The organism is Flavobacterium sp. B330r (genome assembly GCF_056824325.1).
The window spans coordinates 818,185-840,262 of record NZ_CP124860.1 but is presented as its reverse complement, the minus strand read 5'-3'; the positions used below and the strand labels follow the sequence as shown (position 1 = coordinate 840,262).

Annotated in this window: 23 protein-coding genes and 4 tRNA genes; 10 read left to right on the top strand and 17 right to left on the bottom strand. The window is 32.9% G+C overall.

Features of this window, described 5'->3' with window-relative positions:
• The first annotated feature begins 53 nt into the window (after nt 1-53).
• From QLQ95_RS03770 to QLQ95_RS03750, 5 genes are all read left to right on the top strand, one after another.
• Complete coding sequence (locus tag QLQ95_RS03770) at nt 54-1,427, top strand: DNA recombination protein RmuC (RefSeq protein ID WP_482502687.1); 1,374 nt, start codon at nt 54-56, stop codon at nt 1,425-1,427.
• Nucleotides 1,428-1,578: 151 nt separating this feature from the next.
• The gene (locus tag QLQ95_RS03765) at nt 1,579-2,127 is read left to right on the top strand and encodes an acyl-CoA thioesterase (protein WP_095929541.1); all 549 of its coding nucleotides are present in this window, start codon (nt 1,579-1,581) and stop codon (nt 2,125-2,127) included.
• 42 nt (nt 2,128-2,169) lie between these two features.
• On the top strand, nt 2,170-2,565 hold the full coding sequence (locus QLQ95_RS03760) for a VOC family protein (RefSeq protein WP_428239174.1): 396 nt from the start codon (nt 2,170-2,172) through the stop codon (nt 2,563-2,565).
• Between the two features lie 21 nt (nt 2,566-2,586).
• Nucleotides 2,587-3,039: a hypothetical protein gene (locus QLQ95_RS03755; protein ID WP_482502685.1), complete on the top strand. Its 453-nt coding sequence runs from the start codon at nt 2,587-2,589 to the stop codon at nt 3,037-3,039.
• Between the two features lie 232 nt (nt 3,040-3,271).
• Entirely contained in the window at nt 3,272-3,838 is a 567-nt protein-coding gene (locus QLQ95_RS03750) for a YceI family protein (protein WP_172426887.1), read from the top strand.
• Between the two features lie 3 nt (nt 3,839-3,841).
• Here QLQ95_RS03750 and QLQ95_RS03745 read toward each other — a convergent pair whose 3' ends face one another.
• Entirely contained in the window at nt 3,842-4,753 is a 912-nt protein-coding gene (locus tag QLQ95_RS03745; protein WP_482502682.1) for a TIGR01777 family oxidoreductase, read from the bottom strand.
• A gap of 98 nt (nt 4,754-4,851) precedes the next feature.
• Between QLQ95_RS03745 and QLQ95_RS03740 the strand changes: the two genes are divergently transcribed.
• A complete protein-coding gene (locus tag QLQ95_RS03740) occupies nt 4,852-5,511 on the top strand; it encodes a TetR family transcriptional regulator C-terminal domain-containing protein (RefSeq protein ID WP_379800913.1) in 660 nt (219 codons plus the stop codon).
• Nucleotides 5,511-6,815 (top strand): ABC1 kinase family protein, encoded by a 1,305-nt coding sequence (locus tag QLQ95_RS03735; RefSeq protein WP_482502680.1) that lies wholly within the window; start codon nt 5,511-5,513, stop codon nt 6,813-6,815. Before QLQ95_RS03740 ends, QLQ95_RS03735 begins: the two co-directional genes overlap by 1 nt.
• Before the next feature lie 297 nt (nt 6,816-7,112).
• Here the strand turns inward: QLQ95_RS03735 and QLQ95_RS03730 are convergent, their stop codons facing one another.
• The 12 genes from QLQ95_RS03730 to QLQ95_RS03675 form a co-directional block, all read right to left on the bottom strand.
• Nucleotides 7,113-8,408, bottom strand: a complete 1,296-nt coding sequence (locus QLQ95_RS03730; RefSeq protein ID WP_482502678.1) for a cryptochrome/photolyase family protein — start codon at nt 8,406-8,408, stop codon at nt 7,113-7,115.
• 156 nt (nt 8,409-8,564) lie between these two features.
• Complete coding sequence (locus QLQ95_RS03725) at nt 8,565-9,035, bottom strand: SRPBCC family protein (protein ID WP_482502676.1); 471 nt, start codon at nt 9,033-9,035, stop codon at nt 8,565-8,567.
• Between the two features lie 62 nt (nt 9,036-9,097).
• Entirely contained in the window at nt 9,098-9,538 is a 441-nt protein-coding gene (locus QLQ95_RS03720) for a sterol desaturase family protein (RefSeq protein ID WP_095929550.1), read from the bottom strand.
• A gap of 251 nt (nt 9,539-9,789) precedes the next feature.
• Nucleotides 9,790-10,629 carry a phytoene/squalene synthase family protein gene (locus QLQ95_RS03715; protein ID WP_482502674.1) on the bottom strand — a complete coding sequence of 280 codons (840 nt, stop codon included), beginning with the start codon at nt 10,627-10,629 and terminating at the stop codon, nt 9,790-9,792.
• A 3-nt stretch (nt 10,630-10,632) separates the two neighbouring features.
• On the bottom strand, nt 10,633-12,099 hold the full coding sequence (locus QLQ95_RS03710) for a phytoene desaturase family protein (RefSeq protein ID WP_482502672.1): 1,467 nt from the start codon (nt 12,097-12,099) through the stop codon (nt 10,633-10,635).
• A gap of 39 nt (nt 12,100-12,138) precedes the next feature.
• Nucleotides 12,139-13,038 carry a MerR family transcriptional regulator gene (locus QLQ95_RS03705; RefSeq protein WP_095929553.1) on the bottom strand — a complete coding sequence of 300 codons (900 nt, stop codon included), beginning with the start codon at nt 13,036-13,038 and terminating at the stop codon, nt 12,139-12,141.
• Between the two features lie 217 nt (nt 13,039-13,255).
• Nucleotides 13,256-13,756, bottom strand: a complete 501-nt coding sequence (locus QLQ95_RS03700) for a tetratricopeptide repeat protein (protein ID WP_253251808.1) — start codon at nt 13,754-13,756, stop codon at nt 13,256-13,258.
• 198 nt (nt 13,757-13,954) lie between these two features.
• Nucleotides 13,955-14,027 (bottom strand) — tRNA-Lys (locus QLQ95_RS03695).
• A 156-nt stretch (nt 14,028-14,183) separates the two neighbouring features.
• The gene (locus tag QLQ95_RS03690) at nt 14,184-15,332 is read right to left on the bottom strand and encodes a DUF6438 domain-containing protein (RefSeq protein WP_428239176.1); all 1,149 of its coding nucleotides are present in this window, start codon (nt 15,330-15,332) and stop codon (nt 14,184-14,186) included.
• A gap of 145 nt (nt 15,333-15,477) precedes the next feature.
• Nucleotides 15,478-15,560 (bottom strand) — tRNA-Leu (locus tag QLQ95_RS03685).
• A 44-nt stretch (nt 15,561-15,604) separates the two neighbouring features.
• A tRNA-Lys gene (locus QLQ95_RS03680) sits at nt 15,605-15,677 on the bottom strand.
• A 40-nt stretch (nt 15,678-15,717) separates the two neighbouring features.
• A tRNA-Lys gene (locus tag QLQ95_RS03675) sits at nt 15,718-15,790 on the bottom strand.
• Between the two features lie 126 nt (nt 15,791-15,916).
• On the opposite strand from QLQ95_RS03675, the gene QLQ95_RS03670 reads away from it, so the two are divergent.
• Nucleotides 15,917-16,435 (top strand): shikimate kinase, encoded by a 519-nt coding sequence (locus tag QLQ95_RS03670; RefSeq protein ID WP_320493239.1) that lies wholly within the window; start codon nt 15,917-15,919, stop codon nt 16,433-16,435.
• Here QLQ95_RS03670 and QLQ95_RS03665 read toward each other — a convergent pair.
• Both QLQ95_RS03665 and QLQ95_RS03660 read right to left on the bottom strand, forming a co-directional pair.
• Nucleotides 16,427-16,927, bottom strand: coding sequence for a phosphoribosyltransferase domain-containing protein (locus QLQ95_RS03665; RefSeq protein ID WP_320493241.1), 501 nt, complete (start codon nt 16,925-16,927; stop codon nt 16,427-16,429). The two genes, QLQ95_RS03670 and QLQ95_RS03665, sit on opposite strands and share 9 nt — an antisense overlap.
• A gap of 177 nt (nt 16,928-17,104) precedes the next feature.
• Nucleotides 17,105-17,497, bottom strand: a complete 393-nt coding sequence (locus tag QLQ95_RS03660; RefSeq protein WP_320493243.1) for an RNA-binding S4 domain-containing protein — start codon at nt 17,495-17,497, stop codon at nt 17,105-17,107.
• 79 nt (nt 17,498-17,576) lie between these two features.
• On the opposite strand from QLQ95_RS03660, the gene bamM reads away from it, so the two are divergent.
• On the top strand, nt 17,577-18,770 hold the full coding sequence (gene bamM, locus QLQ95_RS03655; protein WP_320493245.1) for a BamM family beta-barrel-assembly machinery protein: 1,194 nt from the start codon (nt 17,577-17,579) through the stop codon (nt 18,768-18,770).
• A 192-nt stretch (nt 18,771-18,962) separates the two neighbouring features.
• A complete protein-coding gene (locus tag QLQ95_RS03650; RefSeq protein WP_320493247.1) occupies nt 18,963-19,913 on the top strand; it encodes a hypothetical protein in 951 nt (316 codons plus the stop codon).
• Between the two features lie 77 nt (nt 19,914-19,990).
• Here QLQ95_RS03650 and QLQ95_RS03645 read toward each other — a convergent pair whose 3' ends face one another.
• Together QLQ95_RS03645 and QLQ95_RS03640 are read right to left on the bottom strand one after the other, a co-directional pair.
• Nucleotides 19,991-20,944 carry a transketolase family protein gene (locus QLQ95_RS03645; protein WP_095931689.1) on the bottom strand — a complete coding sequence of 318 codons (954 nt, stop codon included), beginning with the start codon at nt 20,942-20,944 and terminating at the stop codon, nt 19,991-19,993.
• Nucleotides 20,945-21,022: 78 nt separating this feature from the next.
• On the bottom strand, nt 21,023-21,871 hold the full coding sequence (locus tag QLQ95_RS03640) for a transketolase (RefSeq protein ID WP_320493251.1): 849 nt from the start codon (nt 21,869-21,871) through the stop codon (nt 21,023-21,025).
• Between the last annotated feature and the right edge of the window lie 207 nt (nt 21,872-22,078).

The following is a 22,078-nucleotide window of genomic DNA, read 5'->3' as shown; positions in this document are numbered from 1 at the left end:
AAAAACTATGCACTACGTATTATTGCGTACTTTTACGTAAAATAGACTTAGTTATGACCGATTATATACCGTTTTTATTAGGATTTGTTGTTGCGCTATTTATAGGCATATACGTAGGCAGAATGCTTTCTGCATCAAAATTTCAGTCAGAAAAAGCTATTTCTGAGGAAAGATTAAATGCCATAAACGGTCAATTGCAAATGCAGAAAGAGCAGTTTGAAAATGAAAAAAATAATTTGCAGAAACAATTGCAGCTGAGTATTACTGAGAAAGAAAACATTCGAACAGAAAAAGATAGTTTGGCCATTCAGCTTTCTAAAAAAGAAGTAGATTTTGAAAATTTATGGGAACGCCATAAAGAGCAAAAAAGTGAAATCAATGAACTTCAGGAAAAATTCACCAAAGAATTTGAAAATCTTGCCAACAAAATTCTAGAAGAAAAATCGGCAAAGTTTACAGAACAAAATACCGTGAACATGAAAAATATCCTGACGCCTTTGCAGGATAAGATTCTAGTTTTTGAGCAAAAAGTAGAGCAGACCCATAAAGAAAGTATCGACTATCATGCAGCGCTTCGTCAGCAGATTATTGGTTTGAGTGAGATGAACGCGCAAATGAGCAAGGAAACTCTAAACCTTACCAAAGCATTAAAAGGTGATAGCAAAATGCAGGGAAATTGGGGCGAATTGGTTCTAGAACGTGTTTTAGAAAAATCAGGATTAGAGAAAGGAAGGGAATACGAAGTGCAGCAGAGTTTTAGCAATGCAGAAGGAAATCGCGTTTTGCCAGATGTTGTCATTAATCTTCCAGACGGTAAAAAAATGATTGTCGATTCTAAAGTTTCACTTTCTGCTTACGAAAAATGGGTTAACGAAGAATCTGAACTTTTAAAAATAGAATTTCTTAAAGAACACGTAATCTCTATAAAAAGACATGTGGAACAGTTGGGCAGTAAAAACTATCACGATTTGTACCATATGGAAAGCCCAGATTTTGTACTGCTGTTCATTCCGATGGAACCTGCTTTTGCAATTGCTTTAAACGAAGATCCTTCTTTATACACAAAAGCATTTGACCGGAATATTGTAATTGTAACGCCAAGTACACTTTTGGCAACGTTAAGAACAATTGACAGCATGTGGACCAATCAAAAACAGCAGGAAAACGCCTTGGAGATTGCAAGACAAGCCGGAGCGTTGTATGATAAATTTGAAGGTTTTGTTTCTGATTTAGTCCGAATTGGAAATAAAATTAAAGACACAAAAACAGAATACGAAAGCGCCATGAATAAATTGGTTGACGGAAAAGGAAATCTTATCTCAAGCGTAGAAAGATTAAAGAAAATGGGAGCAAAGGCAAAAAAGGCGCTTCCAGAAAATATTATTGCAAGAGCAATCAATTCAGATGAAAATGAATTATTGAATTAGAAAAGAGCTAAGAAGCAAGAGAAAAGAATATAGAATATAGAATATAGAATATAGAATATAGAATATAGAATATAGAATATAGAATATAGAATATAGAATATAGAATATAGAATATAGAATACAACTAATCAACAATACCAAAAACAAAAACATGAGTACAGATTTTAAGCCCGTTTCATCATCAAAAGTTAGTATATCAGAATTAATGTTGCCTTCGCATACTAATTTTAGCGGAAAAATTCACGGGGGATATATTTTACAATTATTAGATCAAATTGCCTTTGCATCGGCATCAAAATTTAGTGGAAATTATTGTGTAACCGCTTCAGTAGATACCGTAAACTTTCTGAAACCAATTGAAGTTGGAGAATTGGTTACCATGAAGGCTTCTGTCAATTATGTCGGAAGAAGTTCTATGGTCGTAGGAATTCGTGTAGAAGCAGAAAATATTCAGACAGGAGTTATTAAACATTGTAATTCGTCTTATTTTACAATGGTTGCCAAAGATAAAGAAGGAAAAAGCGTTCAGGTTCCAGGATTGATTCTGTCTAATTTGCAAGAAGTGCGTCGTTTTAGAAAAGCAATAAAACATATTGAAGTTCGAAAAGAAGTTGAAGAACACGAAAAATTAGCCAATATAAATTCTATCGAAGATCTAGCAAGCCTAGAAAAATATAATGTTCTATTAGAAATCAGCTAAATTTTCTTATATTTAGGAGTTATACATTAAATACTAGAAAATATGATCAAGTTTGGATATACAATTTTATACGTTGAAAATGTCGAAGAATCTATTGCATTTTATGAAAACGCATTTGGATTTTCGAGAAAATTTGTCTCGCCAGATGGCGATTATGGCGAATTAATTACAGGAGAAACAACACTTTCATTTGCTTCAAAAAAATTAGCTTCAAATAATTTACCTGATGGTTTTGTCGAAAGCAGTTTAGAAGACAAACCTTTTGCAATAGAAATTGGTTTTATAGTAGAGAATGTACCTGAAGTTTTACAGAAAGCCACTTCTTTTGGAGCAGTTATGGTTTCAGAACCTGTAGAAAAACCATGGGGACAAGTTGTAGCGTACGCAAGAGATTTAAATGGCTTTTTAATCGAGATTTGTACAGAAGTAAAAGGTTAATGTAAAAGTCTTTTTTTGAAAATGAATTACATACAGAACAAACCTTATTTTGTGTTTTTAGGATTAATAGTAGTTCTTTTACTATATGGCTTTTATAAAGGGAATGAAACCATTGTTCTCAATATTCATGCGACTTATTTTGTAATCTCTTGGAAACACTTAATGATTCTTGTTTCATGTTTTTGTGGAATATTGGCTTTGGGTTATTTTGGTATGCTGAAACTAAATTTTGTTTTAATAAATTGGATGACAGTTTCTCACGTTTTAATAAGCCTAATAGGTTTGTTTATAGTTTTTATTTTGCCTAAATTTTTTAGAGAAATTGTTCCGGGAGATATATTGTCAGTTATAAATGACTCAAATTTTAATCAAAGAATAGAATCAGGAATCTTGATTTTGATTTGTGTATTATTAGGAACTCAACTTCTGTTCTTTGCAAATGTAATTTTTGCTTTAATAAAAGGAAGATCTTAAATATTTTGTATTTCACGATTCTCATTTTACAACAAAAAACATTCACAAATATTTAGCATAAGTACCAAAACTTTGCATGTATAAATTCCGTAACTTTAAGTATAATTATTGGGTTACGGAATTTTTTCACTGAGTATTGCCGTTCGATTTTTCAGATTATTAAGAATCTGATTTTTTATTTTCTCTTAGTCCAGATAAATTGAATGACATAATTGTTTAAATGCAGACGATTATGAAAACAACTACTTTATTATTTTTATTTTTTACGGCCTTTTCAGTCATTGCCCAAGACAAATTTTTTACTAATACGGGAACAATAAACTTTGAGGCGTCTGTTCCTTTGTTTGAAGAAGTGAGAGCTGTAAATAGACAAGTTGCTATACTTTTAGAACCTAAAACAAGTACTTTTATTTGTACTGTTATCATCAAAGATTTTCGTTTCAAATTAGATTTAATGCAAGAGCATTTTAATGAAAATTATATGCAAAGCAATCGCTATCCGAAAGCGGTGTTTAAAGGCAAGATTGAAAAATTTGATTTGAAAAATATTAATGAAGTAGAAAAAGAATATCAGATAAAAGGGAAACTGAATCTACGCGGAAAATCGAAGGAGATTATTGTAAAAGCTTTGATTAAAAGAGTTCCAGAGGGAATTCAGATAATTTCAGATTTTCCAATTGCAGTTTCCGATTTTAATATTAATATTCCAACTCCTATAGCATCGAAAATTGCAAAAACAGCCAATACAGAACTAACGGGAATTATTCGTAGTGATGAGACCATGCTGACTTTGAAATAAGAATTACTTAATGCAATTAATAAGCGTCTTTTCTAAATCTGTAAATTGAAACTCAAAACCTGTTTTCTGAATTTTTTCTGAAGAAACACGCTGTCCTGTTAAGATGGCCTCACTCATTTGTCCCAGTAGAATTTTTAATACAAATGCCGGAACTTTAGGAATCCAGATACTGTAATCGTAAAGTTTGGCCATAGTTTTAGAAAATCGGGAGTTTGTGGTATTGTCGGTTACACATGCATTGTAGGCACCTTCGAGTTTGGTGTCTTCAATGCTTTTTAAATAGATCTGGCACAAATCTTCAATATGAATCCAAGGAAGATATTGTTTGCCAGAACCCAAAACAGCACCAAAGCCAGATTTAAATGTGGGAACCATTTTTTTTAAGAAACCTTCGTTTTTACCAAAAACAATTCCAGTTCGAATTTTGACTGTTCGAATATTTAAAGAACCAATTTTATCGGCGGCATTTTCCCATTTCTGACAAGTAATGCCAAGGAAATCATCGGCTGGTGGGGTATTTTCAGTACAGATTTTATGACTAGTAATAGCGCCATAAATTCCGATTCCTGAAGCAGAAATAAACGCTTCCAGCTTTTTATTGTTCATTTCCAAAATAGAATAGATCATTTCAACCGGTCTTACGCGACTTTCTATAATGGCTTTTTTGCGTCTTTTAGTCCACCTTTTTTCTACAATTCCTTCGCCAGCAAGATGAATAATGTAATCGGCATTTAGAACTGCATTTTTGTCAATGTAGTTTTTCTTTAGATCCCATTTGTAATATGTGACTCTTCCGTTGTTTTCTCTATCAGAACGACTCAAAATGGATACGGAAAAACCTGCTTCGATCAGAACATCTGTCAAATATTTACCGACGAAACCAGTTCCGCCTGTTAATAGAACATTTTGAGCCATAATAGTTTATAATATTTTTAACAGTGTATCGTGTTTAATGATTAGTAAAGGTACTTAAACAATGTTTACCTTTATGGCAAATTCTAAATTTTAATAAAATGGCGACTAAAAAAAAGGTAATTACCAAAGATGATATCGTTTCAAAATATATGGAAGAGGTTTTAGAAAAAGGTCAAAAACCAAAATCGGTTTATCATTTTGCCAAAGAAAATGATTTTACTGAAGCTGAGTTTTATACTTTCTTCGGAACATTAGAAGGTTTAGAAAAAGAAATATTTCGATTGTTTTTTGAAAACACGGTTAATCTTCTTCACAAGAATGAAGAATATCAGGGATATGATATGAAGAATAAAATGCTGAGTTTTTATTTTACTTTCTTCGAAATCCTGACAGCCAACAGAAGTTATGTTTTGCAATCCCTTAAAATAGATCGAAACCCAATCAAAAATTTAGTTCAGTTAACAACACTTCGAAATAGTTTCAAAGACTATGTTGCTGAGATTTTAACAGATGATTACAGATTAGAGCAAGAAAGATTCCAGAAATTTCAAGAAAAAGCCATTCAAGAATCTTCTTGGTTGCAATTGATGATGACCATTAAATTTTGGATGGAAGATGAATCTCCTGCTTTTGAGAAAACGGATATTTTTATTGAAAAATCGGTTAACGCTTCATTTGAGTTAATGAATGTTGCACCAATGAATCATCTGATTGATTTTGGAAAATTTTTGTTTAAAGAAAAAGTACACAGCAGATAATGAAAACAATTGATTATATCCCAACTTCTAAAATTGAACGAGCGGGAAAATTGGTTCAGACTGGTGCTAAGATTGGTGTAAACTATGTAAAGCATTATGCCGAAAAAATGGTAAACCCAGATTTAACCCGCGATAAGCTAAATGAGAACAATGCAGAAGATATTTATGACGGACTAAAAAGCTTAAAAGGAAGCGCCTTAAAAGTAGCTCAGATGCTGAGTATGGATAAGAACTTTCTGCCTCAAGCTTATGTAGAAAAATTTTCTTTATCTCAATTTTCTGTTCCGCCACTTTCTGCTCCTTTGGTTTTAAAAACGTTCAAAAGCAATTTTGGAAAAACACCTTACGAAATTTTTGACGAGTTCAATCCGAATTCTGTAAATGCGGCAAGTATTGGTCAGGTGCATTTGGCAAAGAAAAACGATAAAAAACTGGCGGTTAAAATTCAATATCCTGGAGTTGCCAATAGTATTTCGTCAGATTTAGCTTTGGTAAAACCAATTGCGATTAGAATGTTTAATCTTCAAGGAAAAGATTCTGATAAATACTTTAAAGAAGTTGAAGACAAACTAATTGAAGAAACCAACTATTTTTTAGAATTACAACAAAGTCAGGAAGTTGTTGATGCTTGCAGTAAAATTGAAAACATTACTTTTCCGAATTACTATCCAGAATTTTCGTCAGAGAAAATCATTACAATGGATTGGATGACGGGAATTCATCTCTCTGAATTTACAGCCATAAATAAAGATCAAGAAGCAGGCGATAAGTTAGGACAAGCACTTTGGGATTTTTACATGTATCAGATTCATGTTTTACGAAAAGTACATGCAGATCCGCATCCAGGGAATTTTTTGGTTAACGATCAAAAGCAATTGATCGCTTTAGATTTTGGTTGTATGAAACAAATTCCAGAAGATTTTTATACGCCCTATTTCGAATTGATCAATAAAAATGTAATTACAGACCAAAAGCTTTTCAATGAGAAATTATTCGAATTAGAAATTCTGCGCAAAGATGACACGCCTGCAGAAGTGGAATATTTCACCGAAATGTTTCATGATTTATTGTCGCTTTTTACAAAACCTTTTCAAAACGAAACTTTCGATTTTGCCGATGAAAAATTCTTTAATGCAATTGCCGAATTAGGAAAACGTTTCTCAGAAGATACAAACCTGAAAAAAATGAACGGAAATCGAGGTTCTAAGCACTTTATTTACATTAACCGTACTTTCTTTGGTTTATACAATTTAATGTTTGATTTGAAAGCTAAAATCGTGGTGAATGACTATTTGAAATATTAAGTTTTTTTGTTTCAGGTTTCAAGTTTCAGGTTGGCTGAGCTTTATGTATAGAACTTTGTCAAAGTTTTAAACTTTGACAAGGTTTTTTTATTTAGTTGTCATCCTGAGGAACGAAGGATCACACCCGTAGCTCTACAAAGATTATCGATTCTAGTTGCAGAGCTTCTTGTGTGATCCTTCGTTCCTCAGGATGACAAAAATGAGTATAAATCTGCAAAATCTGCGTGAAACAAAACTAAGCATGCAATATAAACCTGAAACCTGAAATCTGAAACTTGAAACCTGAAACAAAAAAAACTACTTCAAAATCCCCGCCTTGTAAGTCGCAATCGCTCGATCTCTCGCAAAAGCATGATCAACCATAGGTTCTGCGTAACCAAAATCAAACTCGGGAATCCATTTTCTAATATATTGTCCTTTTTCGTCAAATTTCTTTTGTTGGATTTCGGGATTAAAAACTCTGAAATAAGGAGCAGCATCACAGCCTGTTCCTGCTGCCCATTGCCAGTTTCCTACGTTTGAAGCCAATTCAAAATCTAAAAGTTTTTCTGCAAAATACGCTTCGCCCCACTGCCAGTTAATCAGTAAATGTTTGCAAAGAAAACTGGCTACAACCATACGCACGCGATTGTGCATATAGCCTGTTTCGTTTAATTGTCGCATTCCAGCATCGACCATCGGATATCCTGTTGTTCCATAACACCAACGTTTGAAATCCTCTTCGTTATTTCGCCATTGAATTCCGTCGTAATTGGATTTAAAATTATGATTAACACAATTTGGAAAACTAAATAGAATCTGAATAAAGAATTCTCTCCAGATTAATTCACTCAAAAAAGTCTGATTTTTTCGTTTTGCCCAGTTTACTAATTTTCGAATGCTTACAGTTCCGAAGCGTAAATGTGGCGAAAGATAAGAAGTGCTGTCCAGAGCTGGAAAATCTCTGGTTTCTTTATAATGAGAAATTTGCGTTAAGCTGTGCGGAAGAACTTTTATAGAGCTTCTTTCAAAACCTATTTCGGCTAAATCTGGAAATTTGAATTTGTTTTTCGAAAAATTAGATTGATATGGTGTCGAATCATATTCTGAAGCAGATCCAGAAAGATGATATTTCTCCAGCCATTTGTTTTTGTAAGGTGTGTAAACGGTATAAGGAAGTCCGTCTGCTTTGGTGATTTCTTTTTCTTCAAAAATTACATGATCTTTAAAAGACAGCGATTCAATGTTGTTTTCTTTTAATAAAGATGAAATCAAGCTGTCACGTTTAATAGCGAATGGTTCATAATCTTTATTAAAGAAAACGTTTTGAATGTCAAATTCTTCGACAAGCGATTTCCAAATGGCATTTGTTTTTCCTTTTTTGATTAAAATGGAAGAATCAAATGGGTTTAATTCTGAGTTTATTTTTTTTAATGAATCATAAATGAAAGTTACTCTCGCATCGTTTTTTGGAAGATGCTCTAAAATATCATCATCGAAAATAAAAAGAGGTATAACAGGAAAATCGGATTGTAAAGCATGAAATAATCCTGTATTGTCTTCTAAACGCAAATCACGTCTAAACCAGAATAAAGTAACTTTTTGTTTTGTCATTGTATGTAGTTTTTAAACACATAGAAACATAGATTTTTTATTTTTCATTTAAGAATTTTAGAAAGAAACTAGTTTCTGACACATAGCTATGTGTTTTTATGCAAGTGAAATGCCTTTTATAGATTTAGTATTCTATGTTTCTATGTGTTTATTTTTTTAAGCTTTTTTAGAATTAAATAATTCTTCAATTTTATTAAATCTGTAATCGAAAATACTTTTCAGTTTGTTTTTTACGATTAAACGATTCATGATTCGACCTAAGATTCCGAATGGAAGAGCGTAATGAACAATGTCGGTCATTTTGGTTCCTCCGTCTGGTGTTGGTTCAAAGAAATGCTTGTGATGCCAAAGTTTATAAGGTCCAAATTGCTGAATGTCTACAAAATATTCGTTTTCTTGGCAAGCCGTAATTTCGGTAACCCAAGAGGTTTTAATTCCGAAAAGAGGTCTTAAGGTGTATGCAATTATTTGTCCGTGATACATGCGCTTGCCGTCGTAATCCTGAATTTGAAAATTCATATTGTCGAGAGTAATAGTCTGCAGGTTTTTCGGACTTGAGAAAAAATCCCAGCAATCTTCTACACTTGCATTAATATGCTGTACGGTAACTATTTTATATAATTTCATAATCACAAATTTTTCTTGTATCAAGGGCAGACACAAAAGAAAAGGTAACGCCCCAAATAATGCTACATTTTATAATATTTGAATGGTACGAACAACATTCCGAAACATTCTCCTTTTTCTTTTTGTAAATGTTTGTGGTGTATTTTATGGGCTTTTCGTAATCCGATGAGGTATTTGTTTTTGGTGTTTTTAAACCATTTAAAACGCTGGTGAATCAAGACATCGTGAATTAGAAAATAACAAACGCCGTAAAGTGTGATTCCGCAGGCAATGAAAAACAAATAGTTAAATCCGCCTTGAACGCCAAAGTAGAATAAAATAATACTTGGAGTGGCAAAAATGACGAAGAAAATATCGTTACGCTCAAAGGTATTTTCGTATTTCGGCTGATGATGATCAGCATGAAAATACCACATAAACCCGTGCATTATGTATTTATGCGTGAGCCACGTAACACATTCCATGAAAAGAAAAACGCCTAAAAAGATTAAAAAAGAAATCATTTTATAAATGTTGAGGTTTAAAATTATCGCTTTATTGGTTTTGAGTTTAGCTTTGGATTATAAAAGATTGACTCAAAAAAATAGTTTTTAAAAATTGCTGATTTTGTCATTTTTGTCATCCTGAGCGAAGTCGAAGGAACGCAAGTAGCTCTGCAACGAGAATCTAATCTTTGGCGAGCTTCTAGCGGTTCTTCGACTTCGCTCAGAAAGACAAACTGTTTGTTTAATCGTAATTACAAAGTTGAAGGAATTTAAACCAGCTTCAATTTATAAGTCACAAAAGACTGCGCCAAAAGCCCCGCTTTGGTATAATTAGAAACCCGAATTCTCGAATTTCCAATCTCGTAGTATGGCGTGTGTTTAAGCTTTTGAAGTAGTTTTTTGTAATAAACATAAGCGGTGTAAACGCCAAATTTGGCTTCGATTGGTAATTTTACAATTCCTTGATAGGCAATTCTAAAATCTTCTTCGATTTCTTTGATGATTTGATTTTTTGAATCTTCGTTGAAATTATTCAGATTTACGCCTGGAAAATAAGTGCGATTCAAGATCGTATTATCGTCTTTTAAATCTCTTAGGAAATTGACTTTCTGAAAAGCAGAACCTAAATGCATAGCTTCATTTTTCAGCTGTTCGTATTTATGTTCTTTTCCAGATACAAAAACTTTCAAACACATTAATCCTACAACATCTGCAGAGCCGTAAATGTAATCTATGTATTCGGTTTGCGTTTGGTAATTTGACTTTATAAGATCCATTTTCATGCTTTTTAGAAAAGCCTGAACTAAATCATCGCTAATGTTGTATTCTTTTACAGTCTGTTGAAATGAATTCAAAATCGGATTTAAACTGATGCCCAATTGCATTGCTTTGTAATATTCTTTTTCGAAATCTTCAATAAGATATTCTTTTTCATAATCGTGAAATGAATCCACAATTTCGTCAGCAAAACGAACAAATCCGTAAATACTGTAAATGGCATCTCGAATGCTTGGCGAAAGCATTTTTACGGCTAAAGAAAATGAAGTACTGTAATTTTTGGTTACCAGTTTGCTGCATTTGAAAGAAACGGCGTCGAATAGTGATTTCATTTTTTAAGATCTAAAAGATTTTTGAATTAATTCAGCTGCGAGTTTTCCTGAAATTAAAGCAGGCGGAACACCTGGGCCAGGAACGGTTAATTGTCCTGTGAAATATAGATTCTTTACTTTTTTGCTTTTTAATTTTGGTCTTAAAAAAGCGGTCTGCAAAAGTGTGTTGGCCATTCCGTAAGCATTTCCTTTGTAGGCGTTATAGTCGCTTACAAAATCGTTCTTACAAAATGATCTCTTAAAGATAATGCTATTTTTTATTTCTTGTTGCGTAAGTTCTTCAAAACGAGTGATTATCTTTTCGAAATATTCTTCTCGTAACGCTTCGTTATCTTCGATTCCGGGTGCTAGCGGAATTAAGAAAAATCCAGATTCCATTCCGTATGGCGCTGCTGTCACATCTGTTTTGGATGGGAAGTTGGCATAAAATAAAGGTGCATCGGGCCATTTTGGATTATCGTAAATATCTGCAGCATGCTGATTGAAATCGACATCAAAAAATAAAGCGTGATGCGAAATGTTTTCTATTTTTTTATTGAAACCAACAAAAAATAGGAGAGAAGATGGAGCGAAAACTCTGCTTTCCCAATATTTTTCAGAATACATTCTGTGTTCTTTTTCGAGTAAAATTTCCGAATGATGATAATCGGCACCACTCAAAACAATATCTGCCTTAAGGGTTTCGCCATTAATTACAATTCCTTTCGCTATTTTGTTTTCAACAATTATTTTATCAATTGGCGAATTGGTTTTAATGGTTACTCCAAGTTCTAATGCCAATTTTTCGATTCCTCGAATGACATCAAACATTCCAGTTTTAGGATGCCAAGTTCCTAAACCGAAATCGGCATAATTCATAAAATTATAAAAGGAAGGTGTTTTAGTTGGTTTTGCTCCAAGAAATAAAACTGGAAATTCTAGAATCTGAATTAATCTTTCATTCTTGAAATTTTTTCGAATATCGCCACTTACGTTTTTAAAAAACTGATTGAGTTTTAATGCCGTTTCTTTGGTAATTAATTCAAGAGGAGAAACTCCAGGGCGATAAACCAAATCCTTGATTGCAATGTCGTAATTGCTTTTGGCTTGATCAATAAAGCTTTGCAGTTTTTTACCGCTTCCTTTTTCGATCGTTTCAAAAGTGTATTTGATCTCTTCTAGATTATCGTAAATGCTGATGAAATCATCCATTCCGAAATAAACACGATAGGCCGGATTTAATTTTATCAGTTCATAATAATCAGAAGGTTTTTTATTGAAGTCTTGAAAAAAGCGTTCAAAAACATCTGGCATCCAATACCAGCTTGGTCCCATGTCAAATGTAAAACCATCTTCTTTAAATTGTCGCGCGCGTCCGCCAATTGTACTGTTTTTCTCGTAGACAGTAACTTTGTTTCCTTGTTGTGCAAGGTAACATGCGGCCGCCAAAGAAGAGAAGCCTGAGCCTATTATTTGGATAGTTTTTCTCATTTGTTTAACAAATATAAGAAAAACTTAAACAAAAATAAATTAAAGCATGTTAATAGTTTCTTCCATCGAATCAAAAACTCGAATTCTGTCTGTTAGGACTTTCTCATCAATGTATTCAACCATTTTACCCATAAGCCAGATTTCGTTATTTTTCTGCAATAATTTCTGTCCCATAGATTTTACATATTGATTAATTACGCTTCGGTCTGGTTGGACAGTCATAAAGGAAATGAACGTAATGTTCTCAAAATGTTTGGTTAAATCCTGCAAGTTTTCAATTGGCATACTTTCTCCTAGATAAATGGTTTTGTAGCCTTTGTCAAGAATCTCGTATTGCAGGTATAATAATCCGATTTGGTGAATTTCGTTTAACGGAAGTGATAAAACAAAAATTCGATCAGTTTTGATTGGTTTTCTAATTTGAAGACTTTCTGTGTAAATCAATATTTTCTGCTTGATCAAATGACTCATGAAATGTTCATTTGCAGGAGTAATCGTTTCAGACTGCCATAATAATCCCAACTCTTTTAAAAGAGGTAAAAAATGTTCTTTAAAAACTTCTTTAAATGTTTTTTCGGTAATGAGCCAATCAAATGTGTTGAAGAATAATTCTTGATCAAAGTTCATCATCGCCATTTTAAAAGAAGTGATGGCGTAGTTTTGGGAATTTTTCTTCGAAATTATTTCGCGTACCAGTTGTGGTATTTTTTCTTCAGGATAGGTTGCAATTTTAGAAATCTTATAGCCGTATTCATGCAGTAACGTAATGTTTAAAAGTTTCTGCAGGTTATGAAGATTGTAAAATCTAATATTAGTGTCGGTTCGCATAGGTTCAAGGATATTGTATCTCTTTTCCCAGATGCGTATGGTATGCGCTTTTATTCCAGATAAGTTCTCAAGATCTTTAATGCTGAAAACAGTTTTAATATTGTTTATCATTTTTCGCGATTAAGTCAACAAATGTAAAATAAAATCTTAGATTCGACATTAAAACTAAATTAAAAAGATAGAGAATTAGAGGTTTACGTATCCATAATATATTTTTTACCTAAAATCAGGTATTTTTTTCTTAAGAAATATATTACTTTGATAAAAAAGAAAACAGCCTGCTAGATTAAAATCTTGACAGACTGTTCTTATTTTTTTACTTTATGTATTATTTGCAGAAAGTGGCTCTGTTTTTTGCGGCGCTTTGGCTTCCTAACTCAATTGCTTTTGTAAAATCCTTACAGCAATTTTTCTTATCGCCAATTTTGTTATAGGCCAATCCTCTTAAATTGTAGGCAACATAATCTTTCGGGTTTAAACCTAGAGAAGCGGTGCAATCTTCAATTGTTCCTTCGTAGTTTTGCAGTTTGTAATTGACATTGGCTCTGCCTGTAAAAGCGTCTGCATTCATGTCGTCTAACTCGATAGTCTTGCTAAAATCAGCTTGAGCGCCTTTTAAATCGTTTAACTTGAATTTTGCTACACCACGGTTCTGATAAGCTTCGACAAATTTAGAATTCATGCTTATAGCTTTGGTGTAATCGGCGATGGCGCCTTTTGTATTTCCAGCTTCAGCTTTTTTCATGGCTTTGTCAAAATAGCCTGTTGCTGATTGTGCCCAGATTGAGCAAGACATCATAATAAGTGATGCTAATAGTAGGTTTTTCATAAACTAATTTGGGATTAGTGATTTAATTATTTCCCAACGAATTTAAGAAAGTTTTTATCTTGTGAGAAAATTTCTTTTGGTAAATGAAGAAATAGTAAGAGAAAATTAAAGGAGGTTTTTCTAAAGGTATATTTTTTTTAAGATTTGATATTTCTTAAAAAGAAAAAGGTCAAGTAAAATAAATTACCTGACCTTTTGTGACCCGACTGGGGCTCGAACCCAGGACCCCATCATTAAAAGTGATGTGCTCTACCGACTGAGCTATCGAGTCTTCATTTCTTCAATGAGGGTGCAAATATAAGTACTTTATTTAGCTTATCAAGCCTTTTTTTTAATGAATTTTGAAATAAATTTTCATGAGAGGGGTAAGTGTTTGTTTTGTAGTGAAATAAAAAGATTCTTTTTTAAATAAAAAATAAGATAGAAGTTAATCGTATTTGTCTTTTAGTCTAAATTTTGTGATGGAATTGTTTGATATCATGAAATTATAGCCAATGTCAATAGTTTTGTCTTTCGATTTGAAATATCTTCCATCTGTATAAATTATTTCTTTTTTGTCTTGGTCATTCCAGAATTCGATATAGTATTTGTGTTCAAAAGTGTCGTTTGTTTCTTTGCCTTTGAGAATTTCTGTAAATAAATAAAAGCTTTCAGATTTTGTTAAATCGCAAATCTGATTCCCTTTTGTGAAACTGATTCTCCATATTGGAAATAAAAATTTTTCTTTTTTTAATGGAGTCAGTTTTATATGTTGGTATAAATATCGAACAGGTGTATATGCCCAAACTAATGCAGTGGGTGATTGTCTTCCGTAATCACGGATCGTCTTTATGATTTTGTTGTTTTTTATAAATGTTATAGTAACAGTCTCATCATCAGTCCAGTTTGCTTCATAACTGTTTTTAAGATTGATTATGTCAGCTTTTTTAAAACTGGTTTGAATTTCTTCATATTGGGTTTGAGTTATTTTAGATTGGAAGAAGCCATTTTGAGTGTTATAATCTTGACCATAGTATAAAACATTGCCTTTTTTTTCAATGCTGATGTTTGAAATAGGGCAAGAGCCATAGCAGCCCGAAGAAGAAACTATAATCTGATCATAATTCTCATTTGGATTAATTTTGTATTTTATTCTTGCGTATTTTACAAATATGCTATCACCTATTTTTGTTGTTAATGTGTCTCTTGTTATCGAACTTAATTTCTGATTTTCCCAAGTTTTGCTTTCTAAGTTGAAAATTTTTAAACTATCATTTTCGATTTTATATTTAGTTGTAGTTCCTAAAAAAAATGTCTTTCTGTTTTCTCTTTCTACAGCATTAATTGTTTTAAAATAACCAGTTTTGTTTTCGGCTATATTGTTTTTTAAAAATATATATCCTCTTTTAGGCGAGCCAAATGGAGGGGGAGGTGGCGGGATATTGGAGTTGCTATTTGTTTGTGGTTTTCTTTGATCATCTGTTTTGATGTAGATCCATTCTCCAACTAGATCTTTTTCTAGTTTTTTGTCATTGTTCTTTTGGCAAGAATATAAAATGAAAAATATTATGACATATAATATGGGAGTTAACTTCATATGTTTACTTTGGTTATTGTGGCTTTTGGTTTTACAGTAATGTAAATATAATCGATTTTGAAATAGTTTTAATAATGAAGCTAAGGAGAGGTTTTTGGAATAAAAAAAGCGGAAATCTTTAACTAATAAAGATTTCCGCTTTAAGTGACCATGGAGGGATTTGAACCCTCACGCCCTTGCGAGCACCACCCCCTCAAGATGGCGAGTCTACCGTTTCTCCACATGGCCTAAAAAGAAAAAAGGTCGAGTAAAATAAATTACCCGACCTTTTGTGACCCGACTGGGGCTCGAACCCAGGACCCCATCATTAAAAGTGATGTGCTCTACCGACTGAGCTATCGAGTCATTGCTTTCAAGAAATTTAATTTGTTAATCACAAAATTTGTGACCCGACTGGGGCTCGAACCCAGGACCCCATCATTAAAAGTGATGTGCTCTACCGACTGAGCTATCGAGTCATTTAATTTCTTGAATGCGGGTGCAAATATAAGGAGTTTTTTTTGAAGTTTCCAAGCTATTTTATCATAAATTTGTCTTTTTTTTGGAAAAATTCTCAAATGCTTAGTTTATAAGGTTTTATTAATATGAAAAAAATTGTGTTGTTAGGTTATATGGGTTGCGGAAAGTCTACAATTGCCCAAAATTTGTCAAAAATTACAAATATTCCGTTCTTAGATTTAGATAAATGTATCGAAGAAAGAGTAAATTTATCCATAAATGAGATTTTTGAGAAGCATGGAGAAGTATATTTTCGAAAATTAGAGCATGAAATGTTCGTCGAATTGCTGCAATCTTCAGAAAATACTATTATTGGTCTTGGAGGAGGTACTCCGTGTTATGCCAATAATCATGAATTATTAAAAGGAGACGATGTAGTGTCTGTATATTTAAAAGCGTCAATTGATACCTTATATAATAGATTGGTGCATAATAAAAGCAAACGCCCTTTGATTGCCAATATGAATGAGGAAGAAATGAAAGAGTTTATCGCGAAACATTTATTCGACAGAAGTTTTTACTACAATCAGGCAAAACATAAAGTTTCGGTTGATGATAAATCTGTCGAAGAAACGGTTCAGGATATTTTAGATATATTAACTTAAAGAAGCATAGTCGCCGTTTTCTGAATTGAAAACAACTTGAACATGCTCTAGTAAAGAAGTTGAAAGCGAAATGCCTTTGAAATCTGCCTTTACGGGATATTTTTTATGATTACGATCAACAAGTACTGCTGTTTTGAATTTTTTAAGCGGGACGTCTAAGAAATGACGAACAGCATAGATTAATGTAGTTCCAGAGTTCAAGACATCATCAACTAGAACTAACCCTTTGTTTTTGTATTCTTCGGCGGTTAATGAAGTTTGTATTGCTTGTTGCGGATTTTGTTTGTTTATTTTGACTTCGCAGATCGAAACTTTTAAGGTTGAAATATTGCTAAGCGCCGAAGCGATTTTTTCGGCAAAAAGAAATCCGTTAGAAGCAATTCCGGCAATAACAACTTCTTCTTCGTCTACAAAAGTCTCGTAAATTTGGTAAGCGATACGTTTTATTTTATGTTCGATTTCCTGATTGGTCAAGATTATATTGCTGCTCATAGTGTATTTTTTTGCTAAGATAATTAATTTAAAATCCAATATAGAAAATCCAAATTCCAATTTTTTTTATAAAATGTCAATATTTTAAATTCCAAATTCCAAGTTTTGAGATAGGTTTATTTTTGGGATCTGGAATTTGATTGCTTTTTTGGAATTTGGAATTTGAAGTTTTAAAATTTATTCTACTTCTTCCTCTTCATCATAAATATCGTCTCCGTAATCGTCAATATCTCTTCGGTCTTTTTTGGTCGGACGTCCTGCGCCAGTTCTTCTAGAATGTTCTTTAGATAATTTTAATAACTCTAAATGTGCAAAAGCTTCTGGAGGCGTTTCGTTTTTTTGATAAATATCTACCAACTTAGCTCCAACTCGATTTTGCGGAATGTCTAAAACCGTTATAATTTGTGTAATTTGATCTTTTCTAAATGTAATTCGGTCTGTTGGAAAAACTTCTTTTGAAGGTTTTGCAACTTGCCCATTTACAGTGATCTGATTCTTTTTGCAAGCTTCGGTTACCATGTTTCTAGTCTTGTAATATCGAACGCACCACAAGTATTTATCTATTCTCATAATTTTTCTAAAATCCAAGTTAAATTCTTTACAAAAATAAATCAATATTGTATCTTGCGCACCTAAAAAAATGATAATAATGAATAAATTTAAATATTATTTTGTTTTGTTACTTGCTGGTCTTGCCATCGTTTCTTGTAATAAAAATGACGATGATAAAACAGAAGTTGTTCCTTTAAGGGATTATCAAGAGCAATTTAATACTGATAATGCAGATATTGAAGAGTATTTAAAGACAAATTATATTACTGTGACAGCCGATATGGATGTAACAATTTCGCCCATAACCGATGCTGCTTCACAACCCTCAATAATGTCTTACTTAAATAGCGCTACTTATCCAAAGTTGGTTTTAAGAGAAATCCCATACATACATGGTATAACTTATAAAATGTATTATTTGGTTTTAAGAGAAGGTACTGGTGTTGCTCCAATGAATACGGATGGTGTTTTTACTGCTTATAGAGGAGAATATTTAAAACGTGTGGAAAAGACAGATACAGAGCCAGAACACTTAACAACTACTTTCTTTGATCAGGTTGTATATCCAAAGAGTATTATTGATATGTATGTGCTTAATGTTGTAAAGGGATGGAGTGAGATCTTTCCTCTGTTTAAAACAGGAACAACGACTTATAATGATGATGGAACCCCAAATTACCAAGATTTTGGTGCGGGTGTTTTATTTATACCTTCAGGATTAGGATATTATGCTGCGCCACCTTCTTCAAGTACCATTCCAGCATATTCACCTTTAATCTTTAGCTTTAAGCTTTATGATATTAGAAGAATGGATCATGAAAATAATGGTTACTCTAATGGTGTTTTATTAGAAAATCCAGATGGTGTATTTGATTATCAGGAGGATATTAACGGTGATGGTTTTGTTCGTGATTATAGAGATACAACTACATATCCTAATCCACCTGCTAACCCAGATGATACAGATGGTGATGGTATTCCAGATTTTCTAGATCATGATGATGACGGAGATGGTTATACGACAAGATTTGAACTTACAAAACCTACAGATGCTCCTTTTTCAGGATTAAGCAAATATTATCCTTACGATCCTATTTTGGATAATCCTGCTACTCCAAATGTAGATGAAAGCGAATTGTGGGCTATTCCTAGAAGACCAACAGGAGAACTTACTGATCCTGCAAAGCCAGAGTCAATCACAAATCCTCGTAAGTATGTTCCTGAGGATTATACAGCGCCAGGAAGATTAAGAATTCATTTGGATAAAACGTATCCTTATCAAAAGAACTAAAATATAGAAGTTAAATAAGAAGCCTCGAAATGTTAATTTCGAGGCTTTTTTAGTTTGTGTTTAGTTGTTAAGTATTGATTTTTAGTTCGTTATGTTTTTGTTGTAAGATTTTATTTCTTTTTACGGAATCACGTAAGGATTTTATTTCTTATTGTTATAGATTTGAAAGAATAATATTAAAATTTTACAAAAATGAAAAAAATTATTGCATTGTTTTTAGTGCTTACTGCTTTGTCATGTAGCAGCGAAGATCAGGTCAATCAAGAAGTTTCGGCTGTAGGAGATTCAGCTTCAGTTTTAGATGGTAAAATGTTATCATTTAAAAATGAAGAACTTTTTGTTAAAGAATATTCGGATCTCGCAAGCTTAGGTTCTGATGAGCTTAAAAATTGGGTTTCTTCAAAAAAGTTGGTTTCATTGTTAAATACTTCAGATGATTCTGCAAGTATAGAAGGAGATGTTTTATCTGAATCAAGAATTATCTATTCAGATGCATTAAAGTCAATTTTAAATTCAGAATCAAAAGTAAAAATTAATGGGAACGTTTTATGGTTAAATGAGCGTACTTTTTATTTGCTTTCCAAAAATCAGATTAACAAAACTCCTGAACAACTTGTTGCTGAAAAAGAAAATTTGGAAGTTTATGGCAGTTTGTTAAGCGTGTCTTCTCCTGTGAAAAATTCAACGGGTAGAGATGTTATTCCAAATGAAAATAGGATAAAGACCTTTGTTTCGGGAGAGGAAAATTTTAATGTTCCAGGAAGTAGAATTAGACTTGTTTTAGATCTTTATAATGAAACAATTGTTTTGAACAATGTAATTCAATCTAGTAAAATGTATTTAAGATCTACATTGCAATATAGATCATGCTCTACTTGGAGATGCACATGGAAAGAAGCTTCAAATATTAGGGTAATTGATACTTATAGTCTAAGTGGTTCTAATTCAGTGTTGTGGAAATTTTCATTATTTCAGATGACAACTTCGGCTACTCAAACATCATTGATTGCGACATGGAATCCAGCCAATCTTCCTGCACCAACTGCACCAACGGCTTGGTATACTAATTTTAATGTTTCTGGACCATTTAAAATTTATGTTGGAAATGGGCCATACCATGAAGTTCAACTTTCGTGGTATTAAAAACGGAATATTTTAGTATATAAAAAACCTCGGAATGTAAATTCCGAGGTTTTTTTATGTTCAAGAAAATCTAATAATTATTTTCTTTTGATAACTCTTTCTACAGCTTCAACAATTGCTTGATTGTTTAATTTGTATTTTTCCATTAACTGCTCTGGAGTTCCAGATTCTCCAAAACTATCTTTAACAGCTACAAATTCTTGTGGAGTTGGATTGTTTAAAGCCAATACGCCAGAAACACTTTCTCCAAGACCTCCAAGGTAGTTGTGCTCTTCAGCAGTAACTACACATTTCGTTTTAGCAACAGATTTTAAAATAGCTTCTTCATCAAGAGGTTTGATTGTATGGATGTTGATTACTTCAGCAGAAATTCCTTTTGCTTCAAGAGCTTCAGCAGCAATAAGAGCCTCCCAAACTAAGTGTCCAGTAGCAATGATTGTAACATCTGTTCCTTCGTTTAATAAAATTGCTTTTCCAATTACGAAAGGCTCATCTGCAGGAGTAAAGTTAGCTACAACTGGACGTCCGAAACGTAAATAAGCTGGACCATGGTGATCTGCTAATGCTAAAGTTGCAGCTTTAGTTTGGTTGTAATCGCAAGTATTGATTACAGTCATTCCAGGCAACATTTTCATTAAACCAATATCTTCTAAGATTTGGTGCGTTGCTCCATCTTCTCCTAAAGTTAAACCAGCGTGAGAAGCACAGATTTTTACATTTTTATCTGAATAAGCAACAGATTGACGAATTTGATCGTAAACTCTACCTGTAGAAAAGTTTGCGAAAGTTCCTGTAAAAGGAATTTTTCCACCAATTGTTAAACCTGCAGCGATTCCAATCATGTTAGCTTCAGCGATTCCGATTTGGAAAAAACGCTCTGGGTGATTTTTCTTGAAATCATCAAATTTCAATGATCCAATTAAGTCAGCACATAATGCAACAACATTTTCATTTTTTTGACCTAATTCAGTCATTCCCGCTCCAAAACCAGAACGAGTATCTTTACTTCCTGTATTTTCGTATTTTTTCATTTTTTATTTTTTGAGATGCTAAGTTTCTAAGTGACTAAGTTTCTAAGCTGAAAACTGTCTACTGAGACTGAACACTTTTTAATAATCCGCTAAAGTTGAAATGTTTTGAGCTAAAGCACTAGCCAATTGATCATTGTTTGGTGCTTTACCATGCCAAGCATGAGTGTGCATCATGAAATCTACACCATTACCCATTTCTGTATGTAATAAAATGCAAACTGGTTTTCCTTTTCCTGTTCTTGATTTAGCATCAGTTAAACCAGCGATGATAGCATCAATGCTGTTTCCTTCTTTGATTTCTAAAACATCCCAGTCAAAAGCTTCAAATTTAGCGCGAATACTTCCCATTGGCAGAACTTCATCAGTTGTTCCGTCAATTTGTTTACCATTAAGGTCGATTGTTGCAATAATGTTGTCTACTTTCTTAGCAGAAGCGTACATAATCGCTTCCCAGTTCTGACCTTCTTGCAATTCTCCGTCTCCGTGTAAACTATATACGATATGATTGTCTTTGTTTAATTTTTTAGCTTGAGCTGCTCCCAAAGCTACAGATAAACCTTGTCCTAATGAACCAGATGCAATACGAACTCCAGGTAAACCTTCGTGAGTTGTTGGGTGTCCTTGTAAGCGAGAATCTAATAATCTGAAAGTTGCTAATTCTGAAACTGGAAAATAACCGCTACGTGCTAGAACGCTATAAAAAACAGGTGAAATGTGTCCGTTTGAAAGGAAAAATAAATCTTCTCCAATTCCGTTCATATCAAAACCTTCTTTGCGGTCCATTATGTTTTGATATAATGTTACCAAAAATTCAGTACAACCTAATGAACCACCTGGGTGTCCAGAGTTTACAGCATGTACCATTCTAAGAATATCTCTTCTTACTTGGATCGTTAAATCGCTTAATTGTTGTGTGTTAGGCTTCATTTTATATGTAAAAGTTAAACTGAAGCAAAAGTAAACGTTATTTTGTGGGCAGGCAAATGATTTTTTGCTTTAGTTTTACAGCAATTGTTAAATTTTACTGTTTTTTTTACATTATGTAAAAAAATATCACGTCAGTTTTGCTTTCTAACTTTTTACAAGTGTGTTTTTTACAATTTTAATTAACTTAATAAAAAAATCCTGCATTTA

Excerpts from the sequence above, each read along its gene's own strand:
- QLQ95_RS03770 (WP_482502687.1), top strand. The coding sequence starts at position 54 with ATGACCGATTATATACCGTTTTTATTAGGATTTGTTGTTGCGCTATTT.
- QLQ95_RS03765 (WP_095929541.1), top strand. The coding sequence starts at position 1,579 with ATGAGTACAGATTTTAAGCCCGTTTCATCATCAAAAGTTAGTATATCA.
- QLQ95_RS03760 (WP_428239174.1), top strand. The coding sequence starts at position 2,170 with ATGATCAAGTTTGGATATACAATTTTATACGTTGAAAATGTCGAAGAA.
- QLQ95_RS03755 (WP_482502685.1), top strand. The coding sequence starts at position 2,587 with ATGAATTACATACAGAACAAACCTTATTTTGTGTTTTTAGGATTAATA.
- QLQ95_RS03750 (WP_172426887.1), top strand. The coding sequence starts at position 3,272 with ATGAAAACAACTACTTTATTATTTTTATTTTTTACGGCCTTTTCAGTC.
- QLQ95_RS03745 (WP_482502682.1), bottom strand. The coding sequence starts at position 4,753 with ATGGCTCAAAATGTTCTATTAACAGGCGGAACTGGTTTCGTCGGTAAA.
- QLQ95_RS03740 (WP_379800913.1), top strand. The coding sequence starts at position 4,852 with ATGGCGACTAAAAAAAAGGTAATTACCAAAGATGATATCGTTTCAAAA.
- QLQ95_RS03735 (WP_482502680.1), top strand. The coding sequence starts at position 5,511 with ATGAAAACAATTGATTATATCCCAACTTCTAAAATTGAACGAGCGGGA.
- QLQ95_RS03730 (WP_482502678.1), bottom strand. The coding sequence starts at position 8,408 with ATGACAAAACAAAAAGTTACTTTATTCTGGTTTAGACGTGATTTGCGT.
- QLQ95_RS03725 (WP_482502676.1), bottom strand. The coding sequence starts at position 9,035 with ATGAAATTATATAAAATAGTTACCGTACAGCATATTAATGCAAGTGTA.
- QLQ95_RS03720 (WP_095929550.1), bottom strand. The coding sequence starts at position 9,538 with ATGATTTCTTTTTTAATCTTTTTAGGCGTTTTTCTTTTCATGGAATGT.
- QLQ95_RS03715 (WP_482502674.1), bottom strand. The coding sequence starts at position 10,629 with ATGAAATCACTATTCGACGCCGTTTCTTTCAAATGCAGCAAACTGGTA.
- QLQ95_RS03710 (WP_482502672.1), bottom strand. The coding sequence starts at position 12,099 with ATGAGAAAAACTATCCAAATAATAGGCTCAGGCTTCTCTTCTTTGGCG.
- QLQ95_RS03705 (WP_095929553.1), bottom strand. The coding sequence starts at position 13,038 with ATGATAAACAATATTAAAACTGTTTTCAGCATTAAAGATCTTGAGAAC.
- QLQ95_RS03700 (WP_253251808.1), bottom strand. The coding sequence starts at position 13,756 with ATGAAAAACCTACTATTAGCATCACTTATTATGATGTCTTGCTCAATC.
- QLQ95_RS03690 (WP_428239176.1), bottom strand. The coding sequence starts at position 15,332 with ATGAAGTTAACTCCCATATTATATGTCATAATATTTTTCATTTTATAT.
- QLQ95_RS03670 (WP_320493239.1), top strand. The coding sequence starts at position 15,917 with ATGAAAAAAATTGTGTTGTTAGGTTATATGGGTTGCGGAAAGTCTACA.
- QLQ95_RS03665 (WP_320493241.1), bottom strand. The coding sequence starts at position 16,927 with ATGAGCAGCAATATAATCTTGACCAATCAGGAAATCGAACATAAAATA.
- QLQ95_RS03660 (WP_320493243.1), bottom strand. The coding sequence starts at position 17,497 with ATGAGAATAGATAAATACTTGTGGTGCGTTCGATATTACAAGACTAGA.
- bamM (WP_320493245.1), top strand. The coding sequence starts at position 17,577 with ATGAATAAATTTAAATATTATTTTGTTTTGTTACTTGCTGGTCTTGCC.
- QLQ95_RS03650 (WP_320493247.1), top strand. The coding sequence starts at position 18,963 with ATGAAAAAAATTATTGCATTGTTTTTAGTGCTTACTGCTTTGTCATGT.
- QLQ95_RS03645 (WP_095931689.1), bottom strand. The coding sequence starts at position 20,944 with ATGAAAAAATACGAAAATACAGGAAGTAAAGATACTCGTTCTGGTTTT.
- QLQ95_RS03640 (WP_320493251.1), bottom strand. The coding sequence starts at position 21,871 with ATGAAGCCTAACACACAACAATTAAGCGATTTAACGATCCAAGTAAGA.